At 64.2% G+C, this 13,638-nt stretch carries 13 protein-coding genes; 5 read left to right on the top strand and 8 right to left on the bottom strand.

Annotation, left to right across the window (positions count from 1 at the left end):
- The first annotated feature begins 94 nt into the window (after positions 1-94).
- The gene (locus HU729_RS02470) at positions 95-679 is read left to right on the top strand and encodes a LysE family translocator (RefSeq protein WP_186664951.1); all 585 of its coding nucleotides are present in this window, start codon (positions 95-97) and stop codon (positions 677-679) included.
- Here HU729_RS02470 and HU729_RS02475 read toward each other — a convergent pair.
- Positions 676-1,464: an AraC family transcriptional regulator gene (locus HU729_RS02475; RefSeq protein WP_186708177.1), complete on the bottom strand. Its 789-nt coding sequence runs from the start codon at positions 1,462-1,464 to the stop codon at positions 676-678. The two genes, HU729_RS02470 and HU729_RS02475, sit on opposite strands and share 4 nt — an antisense overlap.
- Before the next feature lie 10 nt (positions 1,465-1,474).
- Positions 1,475-2,017 (bottom strand): XRE family transcriptional regulator, encoded by a 543-nt coding sequence (locus HU729_RS02480; RefSeq protein ID WP_186664953.1) that lies wholly within the window; start codon positions 2,015-2,017, stop codon positions 1,475-1,477.
- Between the two features lie 150 nt (positions 2,018-2,167).
- Between HU729_RS02480 and HU729_RS02485 the strand changes: the two genes are divergently transcribed.
- Both HU729_RS02485 and HU729_RS02490 read left to right on the top strand, forming a co-directional pair.
- Positions 2,168-2,950, top strand: a complete 783-nt coding sequence (locus HU729_RS02485; protein WP_186664954.1) for an aldolase — start codon at positions 2,168-2,170, stop codon at positions 2,948-2,950.
- Positions 2,951-2,983: 33 nt separating this feature from the next.
- Positions 2,984-3,874: a dihydrodipicolinate synthase family protein gene (locus tag HU729_RS02490; RefSeq protein ID WP_186708179.1), complete on the top strand. Its 891-nt coding sequence runs from the start codon at positions 2,984-2,986 to the stop codon at positions 3,872-3,874.
- A gap of 73 nt (positions 3,875-3,947) precedes the next feature.
- On the opposite strand, the gene HU729_RS02495 is transcribed toward HU729_RS02490, so the two are convergent.
- From HU729_RS02495 to HU729_RS02510, 4 genes are read right to left on the bottom strand one after another with little or no spacing between them, the layout of a single operon-like run.
- On the bottom strand, positions 3,948-4,682 hold the full coding sequence (locus HU729_RS02495) for an amino acid ABC transporter ATP-binding protein (RefSeq protein ID WP_186664957.1): 735 nt from the start codon (positions 4,680-4,682) through the stop codon (positions 3,948-3,950).
- Positions 4,669-5,316, bottom strand: a complete 648-nt coding sequence (locus tag HU729_RS02500; protein WP_054890698.1) for an amino acid ABC transporter permease — start codon at positions 5,314-5,316, stop codon at positions 4,669-4,671. The genes HU729_RS02495 and HU729_RS02500 overlap by 14 nt, the downstream gene beginning before the upstream one ends.
- On the bottom strand, positions 5,317-5,982 hold the full coding sequence (locus tag HU729_RS02505; RefSeq protein ID WP_186708181.1) for an amino acid ABC transporter permease: 666 nt from the start codon (positions 5,980-5,982) through the stop codon (positions 5,317-5,319).
- A gap of 22 nt (positions 5,983-6,004) precedes the next feature.
- Positions 6,005-6,790, bottom strand: a complete 786-nt coding sequence (locus tag HU729_RS02510) for a transporter substrate-binding domain-containing protein (RefSeq protein ID WP_186664961.1) — start codon at positions 6,788-6,790, stop codon at positions 6,005-6,007.
- Between the two features lie 278 nt (positions 6,791-7,068).
- Here HU729_RS02510 and HU729_RS02515 point away from each other — a divergent pair, with 278 nt between their 5' ends.
- Together HU729_RS02515 and HU729_RS02520 are read left to right on the top strand one after the other, a co-directional pair.
- Positions 7,069-7,752, top strand: coding sequence for a FadR/GntR family transcriptional regulator (locus HU729_RS02515; RefSeq protein ID WP_186708183.1), 684 nt, complete (start codon positions 7,069-7,071; stop codon positions 7,750-7,752).
- Positions 7,753-7,930: 178 nt separating this feature from the next.
- Positions 7,931-9,253, top strand: coding sequence for an MFS transporter (locus HU729_RS02520; protein WP_186664965.1), 1,323 nt, complete (start codon positions 7,931-7,933; stop codon positions 9,251-9,253).
- Positions 9,254-9,280: 27 nt separating this feature from the next.
- Here the strand turns inward: HU729_RS02520 and HU729_RS02525 are convergent, their stop codons facing one another.
- Complete coding sequence (locus HU729_RS02525) at positions 9,281-12,412, bottom strand: CusA/CzcA family heavy metal efflux RND transporter (RefSeq protein ID WP_186708185.1); 3,132 nt, start codon at positions 12,410-12,412, stop codon at positions 9,281-9,283.
- Positions 12,413-12,426: 14 nt separating this feature from the next.
- The gene (locus HU729_RS02530; RefSeq protein ID WP_186708187.1) at positions 12,427-13,632 is read right to left on the bottom strand and encodes an efflux RND transporter periplasmic adaptor subunit; all 1,206 of its coding nucleotides are present in this window, start codon (positions 13,630-13,632) and stop codon (positions 12,427-12,429) included.
- Positions 13,633-13,638: the final 6 nt, after the last annotated feature.

The raw sequence follows: 13,638 nt of genomic DNA on the forward strand, positions 1-13,638 counted from the left end.
GCTGTAACAGCGTCGATTGAGCACTTTCGTTCAATACCAGAACCTCAAGGGTGACACAGGATGCTGACCTCATTCGACACCAAGGAAGCCCTTCATGAGCCTGTCCCTGTCCATGGCCGCCTTCGCCCTCGCGGCCTCGATTTCTCCTGGCCCTGTGAATATCGTCGCCCTCGGCAGCGGTGCACGTCACGGGCTGCGCGCCAGCCTGGGCCATGCCGCAGGCGCCAGCGTGGGATTCTGCCTGCTGCTGGTACTGATCGGCCTGGGGCTGCATGAAGTGCTGCTGCGCTGGCCAGTGCTAAGTCGCCTGCTGCACTGGGGTGGGGTGCTGTTCCTGTTGTACATGGCCTGGAAACTGTCCAGCGACAACGGCCAGCTGAACGCCGGTCATCAGGCGCAGGCGCCGTCGTTCTGGCACGGCGCTGTGATGCAGTGGCTCAATCCCAAGGCCTGGCTGGCTTCAGTGGCCGGGATCGGCGCCTACACTGGCGGCGATCACCAACTGCTGTGGCTGTTCACCTGGCTGTATGCGCCCATCTGCTTCGTCTCGGTGGCCAGTTGGGCCTGGGCTGGCAGCGTGATCAGTCAGTACCTGGGCAACCCGCGCCACATGCGTCTGTTCAATCGCGGATTGGCGGTATTGCTGGTCGCCAGTGCGCTGTACCTGGTGCTGGGTTAACGCGCACTACCGCCGCTGCGGTAATGCCCCGGCGTGGCCGCCAGATGCTGCTTGAAGGCACGCTGCAGGTGCGCCTGATCGGCAAAACCCGCCTCCAGCGCCACCTCGGCGATCCCGCGTCCGCGGCGCAACTGCGCCCGGGCGTGCTGTACCCGCTGATCGACCAGATACCCATGGGGCGTCAAGCCGAAGCGTCGGCGGAACGCGCGGATCAGATAAGCCCGCGACAACCCCGCGGCGGCGCAAATATCGTCGAGGCTCAAAGGGTCGAGGCGATGGGCACGAATGAAGGCCGCTGCCGTCTCCAGACGCGGATGTGCCTGGGAATGCGCGTCTGGCGCCGCTTCGAGGTATCCCGGCAGCGCCTTGAAGAACGCCGTCAGCATCACCTCGCTGACGTCCGTGTCGCCATCGAACAGTCCAGCAAAGAGTTGCAACAGTCGCGCATAGAGCGCTGGCGACTCGCTGTAGGTGGCCTGAGGCAGGACGAAGCCCTGCGCCTCCAGCCAGGGCAGGTCTACGTACAACATCAGATACGACCAGACCCCTCCCTCAATCGGATTGCACGCATGTACCACGCCAGGGTTCATCAGCACCGTGGCCCCGGCCGCAAGCTCGCGCCAGGTATCACCGGACAGGTAGCTGCTGCGCCCGCCCGTGACCACGCCAATGGAAAAACCTTCATGCGAATGCGGGCCATAACAGACCTGGCGCCCATCACCCACCCGCCGCGCCTCGACGAAGGGCAGCGCTGGATCGCGCCAGAACCGCGACACTTCGATCATCGTCCGCGCCTCACGCCTCACCGCCTTGTACCACGACCAGCAACTGCGCCTGGCACTCGCCGACCGAACGCAGGCGGTGCGGTGTCTGCGCGTTGAAATGCAGGGCATCACCCTGCTCCAGCAACACCCGTTCAGACATGAAGTCGACCTCGACCTGGCCCGCATGGACGAACAGGAATTCCTCGCCCTGGTGCTCCTTGAACGTGGGATCACTGAAATCTCGGGGTGGCTGAACAAGAAAGGGTAACAGGCTGCGCTGACCGATCTGCGAAGTCAGCACCGCATAACCCGGGCCCGCACCCTCTCCCACCAGCGCCTGGCGCTCACTGCAGCGCACCAGGCTGTAGCGTGCCTGGACGTTGTGATCTTCGGCAAACAGCTCTTCGACATTGACGTTCAGTGCCCTGGCCAGCTTCAACGCCGCCGCGATCGAAGGCGTGTTCAACCCACGCTCGACCTTCGACAGGTAGCTCTTGGTCATGCCGGATTTCTCAGCCAGCACTTCCAGGGTAATGCCCAGTTTTTTTCTCAGCAGTTTCAAGCGGATAGACATGCGACGCGGTTTTCCCGAGTGAACGGCTTGCCAATGACACTTTGTGTCATGTAGATTTATTTGTGTCATGCAATTGACCGCCCCTCTCCCGATCAAAGCAGCGGGGCGGGCAAGCACTGGCATCAACAGCACGCCACAGAGGATATCCCCATGGCCAACACCCTGACACTCGGCAAAGAGCAACTGGTGCACAAAGCGCTGGCACAGATGCAAGGCTCACTCGCCGATAATACGTGGACTGTACGCGAAAAGCTGGCCCTGACCTGTCGAATTCTCTTCGACCATGGCCATGACTCAGGCCTGGCCGGGCAGATCAGCGCCCGCGGCCCGGAGCCTGGCACTTTCTACACCCAGCAACTGGGCCTGGGCTTCGACGAGATCAGTGCCAGCAACCTGCTGCTGGTCAACGAAGACCTGGAGGTGCTCGAAGGCCAAGGCATGCCCAACCCCGCCAACCGCTTTCACAGCTGGGTGTACCGCGCCCGGCCAGACGTGAACTGCATCATCCACACCCATCCCACCCATGTTGCCGCCCTGTCGATGCTGGAGGTGCCGCTGCAGGTCTCGCACATGGACCTCTGCCCGCTGTACGACGATTGCGCGTTCCTCGGTGCCTGGCCCGGCGTGCCAGTGGGTAACGAAGAAGGCGAGATCATCAGTCAGGCCCTGGGCGACAAGCGCGCCATCCTGCTTTCGCACCACGGCCAATTGTCCACCGGCACCAGTATCGAGCAGGCGTGCGTCTATGCCCAACTGATCGAACGTGCCGCGCGCCTGCAGCTGCTGGCGATGTCGGCCGGCAGCATCAAACCCATCGACCCCAAGCTTGGCCGTGAAGCCCACGACTGGATCGACCGCCCCAAACGCCACGGCGCCTCGTTCAACTATTTCGCCCGGCAGAGCCTGCGCAAACACGCCAACTGCCTTGACTGACCCCTGAATGCCTTGCTTGCGGAGCCACACCTCATGACCACAGAATTCCACGGCATCATCGGCTACACCATCACCCCGTTCAGCCAGAGTGGCGAACAGCTCGACCTGCCTGCCCTGGGCCAGTCCATCGATCGCCTCATCGACAGTGGCGTCCAGGCCATCGCCCCGCTGGGCAGCACCGGTGAAGGCGCCTACCTGAGCGACAGCGAATGGCATCAGGTCGCCCAGTACAGCCTCGAACGCATCGCTCGGCGTGTGCCCAGCATCGTCAGCGTCTCCGATCTGACCACCGCCGGTGCGATCCGTCGCGCCCGCTTCGCCCAACAGCATGGCGCCGATGCGGTGATGGTGCTGCCTTCGGCGTACTGGAAACTCAGCCCCAACGAGATCCTCGCGCATTACCGCAGCATCGGCGCGGCCATAGACCTGCCGATCATGCTCTACAACAACCCCGCCACCAGCGGCACTGATATGCCAGTGGAACTGATCCTGCGCATCGTGCGCGAGGTGGACAACGTCACCATGGTCAAGGAGAGCACTGGCGACATCCAGCGCATGCACAGGCTGCAACTGCTCGGTGAGGGCCAGGTGCCGTTCTACAACGGCTGCAACCCGCTGGCACTGGAAGCCTTCGTGGCCGGGGCAAAAGGTTGGTGCACTGCTGCGGCCAACCTCATTCCCCAATTGAACCTGCAGCTGTACCAGGCGGTACGCGACGCCGACCTCAAGCAGGCCCAGGCGCTGTTCTACCACCAGTTGCCGTTGCTGGACTTCATTCTCAAGGGTGGTTTGCCGGCGACCATCAAGGCCGGACTGGCCATGACCGGGCTGCCGGTGGGCGAACCGCGTCGGCCGGTGTTCGGGCTGGATGAACAAGCTCGCGCCACGCTGGAGCGCCTGCTGAGCGATCTGCGCGAACACTGAAAGCCTGGAGGTCACTGCACGCCACGCGATGGCTGGGCGAGAACTGGTTGACCCTCACCTGTCACGGTCTTGCTCACACCATCGCCGTCATCCCGATGAAGTTCGCCAGCTCCGCCGTACGCGGGGCGGCGAACAGTGCGTTCGGGTCCCCCACTTCATGCACCTTGCCCTGGTGCATGAACACCAGCTTGTCGCCCACCTCACGCGCAAAGCGCATCTCGTGGGTGACCATGATCAGGGTCATGCCTTCGCTGGCCAGTTGTCGCACCACGCCCAGCACCTCATTGACCAGCTCCGGATCCAGCGCCGAGGTGATCTCGTCGCACAGCAAGACCTTGGGCGACATTGCCAGTGCGCGGGCAATCGCCACCCGTTGCTGCTGCCCGCCGGAGAGGCGATCCGGGTAGGCGTCGAATTTCTCCGCCAGCCCCACCCTGGCCAGCATGCGCTCAGCCATCTCGCGCGCCTGGGCCTTGTCGGCCTTTTTCACCACCTGTGGTGCCAGCATCACGTTCTCGCCCACGGTCAGGTGCGGGAACAGATTGAACTGCTGGAACACCATCCCGACCTTCTGACGCAATGCGCGCAGGTCGGCGCGACTGGCGTCGAGGTATTCACCGTCCACCTCGATCACCCCGTCGCTGATCGACTCAAGGCCGTTGAGGGTGCGCAGGAAGGTGCTCTTGCCCGAGCCGCTGCGGCCGATGATCGCGACCACTTCGCCCTCTTCGATGCTCAGGTCGACGCCCTTGAGCACGTGGTTGTCGCCGTAGTATTTGTGCAGCGCGGACACTCTAAGCAGGGGCATGCAGCCTCCTTTCCAGATAACGGGCGCTCAGCGAGAGCGGATAACAGAGAATGAAATAACCCAGTGCGACCAGGCCATAGACCATGAAGGGTTCGAAGGTGGCGTTGGCGATCATGCCGCCGGTCTTGGTCAGCTCGGTGAAGCCGATGATCGAGGTCACCGCCGTGCCCTTGACCACCTGCACCGAGAAGCCCACGGTCGGCGCGATGGCAATGCGCAGTGCCTGGGGCAGGATGACGTGGCGCAACTGCTCCATACGGCTGAGCGCCAGACTGCCGGAGGCCTCCCACTGGCCACGTGGAATCGACTCCACACACCCGCGCCAGATCTCGGCGAGAAACGCGCTGGTGAACAGCGTCAGGGAAATGGCCGCCGCCATCCACGCAGAAACGTCGATTCCGAACAGCGCAATGCCAAAGAACACCATGAACAACTGCATCAATAGCGGTGTGCCCTGGAACAGCTCGATGTAGCCTCGCGCCAGGCGCCGTGGCAGCGCCCGCTCGGAAATGCGCCCGATCAGCACCAGCAACCCGGCCAGGCCGCCACAGGCGAATGCCACCAGCGACAACGCCAGTGTCCACTGAAGCCCCGTCAGCAGGTTGCGCAGGATGTCCCAGAAGGTGAAGTCCATTCAGCGTTTCCCCATCAGCAGGCGCTGCCCGATCCAGTTCAGCAGTTGGCGCACGAGGATGGCCATCAGCAGGTACAGGACGGTGGTCAGCAGGTAGGTCTCGAAGGCGCGGAAGTTGCGCGACTGGATGAAGTTGGCGGCGAACGACAGTTCCTCGGTGGCAATCTGCGAACACACCGCCGAGCCGAGCATGACGATCACGATCTGGCTGGACAGCGCCGGCCAGACCTTGGCCAGCGCAGGACGCAGGACCACGTGACGGAACGCCTCGAAACGACTCATGGCCAGAGCCGCTGCGGCCTCCAGTTGCCCCCTGGGAATGGCCTGGATGCCGGCGCGAATGATCTCGGTGGAATAGGCGCCCAGGTTGATCACCATCGCCAGCACGGCCGCCTCCCATTCGCTCAGGCGAATGCCCAATGCGGGCAGACCGAAGAAGATGAAGAATAGCTGCACGATGAACGGCGTGTTGCGGATCAGTTCCACGTACAGGCCGAACAGCAGGTCGAACGGGCGCAGGCGCCAGGCCCGCACACCGGCGCCGATTACGCCGATGGCAAGGCCGAGCACGGTGCCGATGGCGGTCAGCTGCAGGGTGAACAAGGCCCCCTTGAGCAGCAGGCCACTCTGGGCAAGGACGGGGGCGAAGTCGAATTGATAAGCCATGGCTAGAGGTGTCCGCAGCCGCTCAAAGATCGGCTGGGAGAGGTTGCTTGAGCCATTTCTCGGCATTGCGGTTCAGGCTACCGTCGGCCTTGGCCGCAGCCAGGGTGCTGTTGACCTTATCCAGCAGCGCCGCCTCATTTTTGGCCACCCCCACGTAGACCGGCGAGTCCTTCAGCTTGACCTTCACCACCGGCACCTTGGCCGGATTCTTCTCGGCGATGGCCGACATCACCACGCTGCCGCTGGCGATCAACTGGACCTGCCCGGAAAGGTAGGCGGCGATGGTCGAGTTGTTGTCTTCGAAGCGCTTGATCACCGCATCCTTGGGCGCCACAGCAGTCAGGGCCATGTCCTCGATCGAGCCGCGGGTGACGCTGATGGTCTTGCCGGCGACTGCACCAATGTCATCGATCTTCGCTTCGGCCGGGCCGAAAACGGCCAGGTAGAACGGCGCGTAGGGGCGCGAGAAGTCGATCACCGCCTCACGCTCAGGGTTCTTGCCCAGGCTCGAGATCACCAGATCGACCTTGCCGGTGGTCAGGAACGGGATGCGGTTGGTGCTGTTGACCGGGGTCAGGGCCAGCTTGACGCCAAGCTTGTCGGCCAGCAGTTGCGCGGTATCGATATCCAGACCACGCGGTTTCATGTCCGGGCCGACCGAACCGAACGGCGGGAAGTCCTGGGGCACGGCGACCTTGAGCACGCCACGGGCACTGATATCGGCCAAGGCGTCGGCCTGGGCCAAGGGCAGCGCAAGAGTGGTGCCACAGAACAGAGTCGCCAGGAACAGGGAGCGGAACGTCGTCATGAAAAGGCCTCGCTGGAATTCGGGTGATGGGACTGACTTGGCCATTGCAGGGGGCATGCCAGTCTGCGCCCACGCCCTTTGCGAAAGGCCGCCAGGCCCGTGGCTGCAAGGTCTTACTGGTCTGAACAGTTGTACCGCATGGTCGTCCTCTGACCTGGAGCGCGCCCTGCTTTCGTGCAAGGCCTTTCGGGGCTGCGCCAGGTTGGCGCAACGCTTGCCAGCACGGTCGGTTCACCGTAAAACGTCAGCGTCATTGCCCTCTGACTGGTCTGAACAGCATGCTCGACACTCTCCCCCGCGCCGTCCCGGAACTGGCCCTGCAGGCCATCCGCAAGCTCATCGATGAAGGCGGTTACCAGCCGGGCGATGCCCTGCCTTCGCAACGTGACCTGGCAGAGCGACTCGGGGTCAGCCGCGCCTCACTGCGTGAAGCGCTGTCGTCGCTCAGCGCCTTGGGCTTGGTGAGCGTGCAGCCCGGCAAGGGCGTATTCGTACAGAGTCCGGCACCCAGTGGGTTTTCCTGGCCCTATGCCGAGCAGGTATCGGCCGCCGATACGTTCCAACTGCGCTATGCACTGGAGGGTTTTGCCGCCGGGCAAGCGGCGCTGGCATTGACCGCCGACCATATCGACCGGCTCCAGGCCAATGTCGAAGCCATGCGCCAGGAGCTGCGCGAGGGGCGCTTCGAGAACGCGGCGCGGCTCGATTTCGAGTTCCATCAATTGCTGCTGCAGGCCTGCGGCAACCAGGCGATGCTGCAGGTCATCACCGCGAGCCAGGACATTTTCCTGGAGAGCCAGAAGCTGCCGTTCATTCGCCCTGAGCGGGCCATGGAGACCTGGCAGGAACATCGCAAGATCCTCAAGGCCCTCGAACGCCGGTCGCAAACCGGGGCTCAGCGAGCGATGCAGGAGCATATCCGCAACGCCGCCTCGCGTACCGGGGTGGTGTTCGCTGTCTGAGCGGCGACTGTCGTGCCCTGTTCGCGATAGATCCGCGGTCGAAACAGATATCCCGGTGTCGCCCTCAAGGATGCACCGCCCCCCCGCCCTCCGCTCTACTGGCCCTGACAACCAGACGACACGGCTCGACCGTGTCCACCCCCTGCCAGGCTGCCTATGACAACCGGAGAGCATTCGCATGTCTGTATCCCATGAGGTATCGCCCGCCACCCTGCGTCGGGTGATTGCCGCATCGGCCATCGGTAACTTCGTCGAGTGGTTCGATTTCGCGGTGTACGGTTTTCTCGCCACGCTGATCGCCAGCCAGTTTTTCGCCAGCCAGGACGCCAGCGTCGCCCTGCTCAAGACCTTCGCCGTCTTCGCCGTGGCCTTCGCCCTGCGTCCGCTGGGCGGCATCGTGTTCGGTGCACTGGGCGATCGCCTGGGGCGCAAGCGCATCCTGTCGCTGACCATCCTGCTCATGGCCGGTTCCACAACACTCATCGGGCTGCTGCCGACCTACGCCAGCATCGGCATCGCCGCGCCCGCACTGCTGACCCTGGCGCGCTGCCTGCAAGGTTTTTCCGCAGGTGGCGAATACGCCGGGGCCTGCGCTTACCTGATGGAGCATGCGCCTCGGGAAAAACGTGCGTTCTACGGCAGCTTCGTGCCGGTCTCGACCTTCTCGGCATTTGCCTGCGCGGCAGTCATCGCCTATGCCCTTGAAGCCAGCCTGACGCCGGACGCCATGAACACCTGGGGCTGGCGCGTGCCCTTTCTGATCGCCGCACCGCTGGGTCTGGTCGGACTTTACCTGCGCTGGCGCATGGAAGAAACACCCGCCTTCCGCGAGGCCATCGCCGAGGGCCGCGAGCATGAACATTCGCCACTCAAGGAAACGCTTCGCCACCATGGCCGGGCGATCCGCAACCTGGGCGCATTCATTTCACTGACGGCGCTGTCGTTCTACATGTTCACCACCTACTTCGCCACCTACCTGCAACTGGTCGGCAACCTAAGCCGCGCCCAGTCGCTGCTGGTAACCACGGTGGCGCTGCTGTTCGCCGCAGCCGGCTGCCCGTTGGCAGGTGCGTTTTCGGACCGGATAGGACGCCGCCGCACCATCGGCTTCACGTGCATCTGGGTGATGGTCTGCGTGTTCCCCGCGTACTGGCTGGCCAGCTCCGGCTCGATGCCAGGCGCGCTGCTGGGCGTGATCCTGCTGGCGGTAGGCGCCTTGTCCAGCGGAGTGGTGACAGCGGCCTTGCTGTCGGAGAGCTTCCCGACCCGCACCCGCTACACCGCCTCGGCCATCACCTACAACGTCGCCTATACCCTGTTCGGCGGCACCGCGCCACTGGTGGCGACCTGGCTGATCGGACTGACAGGCAGCAGCCTGGCACCCGCCTTCTACCTGGTGATCATCGCCCTGGTGGCGCTGGTTGGCGGGCTGGCGCTGCCAGAGACTTCGCGCATTTCCCTGCATGAGGAATCGCTGGGGAGCCAGTCAGCCCCGGCCTGACATCACCGGAGCCGACTGGCAGCCACCTCACTCTTCTTCCCGCCGATACGCCCAGCGATAGAGTGCGGGCAACACCAGCAAGGTCAAGGCCGTCGACGACAGGATCCCGCCGATCACCACTGTCGCCAGCGGCCGCTGCACCTCGGCGCCTGTGCCGGTGGCCAGCGCCATCGGGATGAACCCCAGCGACGCCACCAGCGCGGTCATCAATACCGGTCGCAGGCGGGTCAATGCGCCCTCCTCGACCGCCACCCGCAGCGATCGCCCCTCTTCTCGCAGGCTGCGAATGAAGGCGATCATCACCAGGCCGTTGAGTACCGCAACCCCCGACAGCGCGATAAACCCGACCCCTGCCGAAATCGACAATGGAATGTCCCGCAGCCACAAGGCCAGCACCCCTCCGGTCAGGGCGAAGGGAATCCCGGTGAACACCAGCAAGCCGTCACGCAGGTTGTTGAACATCATCAGCAGCAACGCCATCACCAGCAGCAGTGAGACCGGCACCACCACCCGCAGCCGCTCGGCAGCCGACTGCAACTGCTCGAACTGCCCGCCCCAGCGTGTCCAGTACCCAGGGGGGACCTGCACCTGGTCGATCAGGGTCTGCTCGGCCTGCTCGACGAACGAGCCCAGGTCGCGGCCACGCACGTTGGCACTGACCACCACCACACGCTTGCCATCCTCGCGGCTGACCTGGTTCGGCCCCAATTGCAGGTTGAGGCTCGCCACCTGCGACAACGGGATGAAGCCGATTTGTGCCGCGCCAGCACCGGCCGGCACCGGTATCAGCAGGTTCGCCAGCCCGTCGACGTCCGTGCGCAGGGCTTCGGACAGGCGCACCACCATGTCGAAGCGCCGGTCACCCTCGTACAGCGTCCCCGCCTTGCGCCCGCCGACAGCGATGGCCACCGCATCCTGCACCTGGGCAATGTTCAGACCGTGGCGTGCCGCCTTGTCGCGGTCGATATCGATGGTCAGTACCGGCAACCCGGTGGTCTGCTCGACCTTGACCTCCGATGCCCCCGGCACCTGCTGCAAGGTGGTGGCAATTTTCGCCGCCGTGGCGTTGAGCACGTCCATGTCGTCGCCGAAGACCTTCACCGCCACATCGCTGCGCACCCCGGAAATCAGCTCGTTGAAGCGCAGCTGGATGGGTTGCGACAGTTCATGGTTGCTGCCCGGCACACTGGCGGCGGCCTGCTGCACCTCGGCAATCAGCGCTTCGCGCGGCTTGCCTGGATCGCGCCATTGCTCACGCGGCTTGAGCATCACATAGGCGTCGGAGATGTTCGGCGGCATCGGGTCCGAGGCGATCTCGGCAGTACCGGTGCGGGCGAATACCCGCTCGACCTCGGGCACCTGGGCGATGATCGCCCGTTCCAGGCGTTGCTGCATGTCCACCGATTGGCTCAGGCTGGTGCCCGGCACCCGCAGCGACTGCAGGGCGAAGTCACCCTCGCTGAGGCTGGGGATGAACTCACTGCCCATGCGGCTGGCCAATACACCCGACAGCAGCACCAGGCTTGCAGCGGCGGTGAAGGCCAGCTTGCGTCGCTGCAGCACCCAGGCGAGCACCGGAGCGTAACGCTGGCGAGCAGTACGCATCAGCACACCTTCCTCCTCCTTGACCTTGCCGGTAACGAACAACGCAATCGCCGCCGGCACGAAGGTCACCGAAAGAATCATCGCCCCCAGCAAGGCCATGACCACGGTGAACGCCATGGGGTGGAACATCTTGCCTTCCACACCGGTCAGGGCAAATATCGGCAGGTACACCACCATGATGATCAACTGCCCGTAGATCAGGGGCCGGCGTGCCTCGCGAGCGGCCGCGAACACTTCATGGAAGCGCTCGGCACGTGTCAGCATGCGCCCGTGCTTGTGCTGGGCATGAGCCAGGCGGCGGATGGCGTTCTCGACGATCACCACGGCACCGTCGACGATGATGCCGAAGTCCAGCGCCCCCAGGCTCATGAGGTTGGCGCTGACCTTGTTGGCGAACATGCCGGTGAAGGTGAACAGCATCGACAGCGGTATGACCATGGCTGTGATCAATGCCGCACGGATGTTGCCCAGGAACAGGAACAGTACCGCGACCACCAGAATGGCGCCTTCGACCAGGTTTTTCTTCACCGTGGCGATGGCTTTTTCCACCAGGTTGGTGCGGTCGTACACCGTGACCGCCATCACCCCCTTGGGCAGGCTGCGGTTGATCTCGGCAAGCTTTGCCGCGACCGCCTGGGACACTGTGCGGCTGTTCTCGCCAATCAGCATGAACACGGTGCCCAGTACCACCTCGCGGCCATTCTCGGTCGCCGCGCCCGAGCGCAGTTCCTCGCCCAGGCCGACCTGGGCCACATGGCTGACACGAATTGGCGCGCCATCGGCACTAGAGATGACGATATTGGCAATATCCTCGATCGACGCCACCTGCCCCGGCGCACGCACCAGCAACTGCTCGCCGTTGCGCTCGATGGCGCCGGCGCCGACGTTGGCATTGTTGCCCTGCAACGCCGCGATCAGGTCGTCGAGGGTGAGCTTGTACGCCGCCAGGCGCTTGGGATCCGGTGCAATCAGGTACTGCTTGGCGTGGCCCCCGATGCTGTTGACTTCGGCCACACCCGGCACATTGCGCAGTTGGGGCTTGATGATCCAGTCCTGGATCACCCGCAGGTCGGTAGCGGTATAGGGCGTGCCGTCCTCCTTGAGTGCGCCGTCCTGGGCCTCGACCGTCCACAGGAAGATTTCCCCCAGGCCCGTCGAGATCGGCCCCATGCTGGCTTCGATGCCCTCTGGCAACTGTTCGCGAGCGACTTGCAGGCGTTCGTTGACCAGTTGCCGGGCGAAGAAGATATCGGTGGCGTCATCGAAGATCACTGTCACCTGCGACAACCCTGAACGCGACAGCGAACGGGTCTGCTTGAGCCCGGGCAGGCCGGCCATGGCTGTCTCGATGGCGTAGGTGATGCGCTGCTCGGTCTCCAGCGGCGAATAGCCGGGTGCAGCGGTGTTGATCTGCACCTGCACGTTGGTGATATCGGGCACCGCATCGATCGGCAGCTTCTGGTAGCTGTGGATGCCCACCGCAGCCATCAGCACCACGGCAAGCATCACCACCAGGCGTTGCTCGATGGCAAATTGAATCAGGCGTTCGAACATGAGGGTTTCCCGGATCAGTGACTGTGCTCGGCCGAGCCCTTGCCCAGCTCGGACTTGAGGACAAAGCTACCTGCCGCCGCCACCTGGGTGCCGCTGGCCAGGCCTTCGGTGATTTCGACGAAACCGCCATCGCGACGACCCGTCCTGACCGGCAACGCCTGGAAGCCATCAGGGGTGCGGGCGAACACCACGCTGCGCTCTTCGAGGGTCTGCAGGGCAACCTGCGGAACCACCACGGCAGCCTCTGCTTGCTCGACAGTCACCGCGATATTGACGAACAGCCCTGGGCGCCACGACCCCTTGGGGTTGGCCAGCGTGGCGCGAGCGGTGGCGGCGCGGTTCTGCTCACCGAGCAGGTTGCCGACGTAGTTGATGGTGCCCTCGACCTGCGCATCGAGGTCCGGCGAACTGACCGTCACGGCGCGCCCGCTGGTAACTTTGTCCAGATCACGCGGGGTTACGGCGAACGTGGCCCAGACCCGATTCAAATCAGACAGGGTGAAGGCGTTGCTGGCCTCACTCACCACCTCGCCAACGGCCAGGTGTTTTTCCACCACCACCGCATCGAACGGTGCACGCAGTTCGTAGCGATTGCCCGCCCCCGCCGGGGCCACGGCAGCCACCTTCTGCCCGGCATTGGCCAAGGCGATTTCAGCTTCCTGCAAGACCTGGCGAGCCTGCAGGTAATCCTGCTCGGCGCTGATGCGCTCCTGCCACAGCTGCTTTTCACGCTCGAAGGTCAGCCGCGCCAGCTCGACCCGCCGCTGCGCCGCCTGCTGCTCGCTGCGCAGCTCGGAAATCTGTTGGCTGGCGATCACCGCCAGCACCTGGCCACGCTTGACCGGCTGGCCCAGGTCGGCCTGTACCGACTCGACCACACCAGGAACACGCGGCACCACGTGGGCGGTACGGTCCTCATCGAAACGGATCTCGCCAGGAAAACTGATCGACGTCCCCAGGGCGCGCGGGCCGGCGGTGACCAACTGGACCCCGGCCGCCTCGATCTGCACAGCGGAAAGGTGCAGCTCGCCCTCTTCGTCGTGCCCTTCCTCGCCGGACGCTGCGGGCGCGCTGCCGTGGTCGTGGCCGTCGTTGCCATGGTCGTCTTGGCCGGACTCACTGGTCTTTCCGGGGCCGAGGTTGCCGGTCCAGGCCAACCCACCGGCGCCGATCACGGCAACCAGGGTGGCAAGGAGGGCGAACTTGCGGGTGGTGTTCATGGGGGC

Source organism: Pseudomonas sp. RW10S2, assembly GCF_014268985.1.
GTDB lineage: Bacteria > Pseudomonadota > Gammaproteobacteria > Pseudomonadales > Pseudomonadaceae > Aquipseudomonas > Aquipseudomonas wayambapalatensis.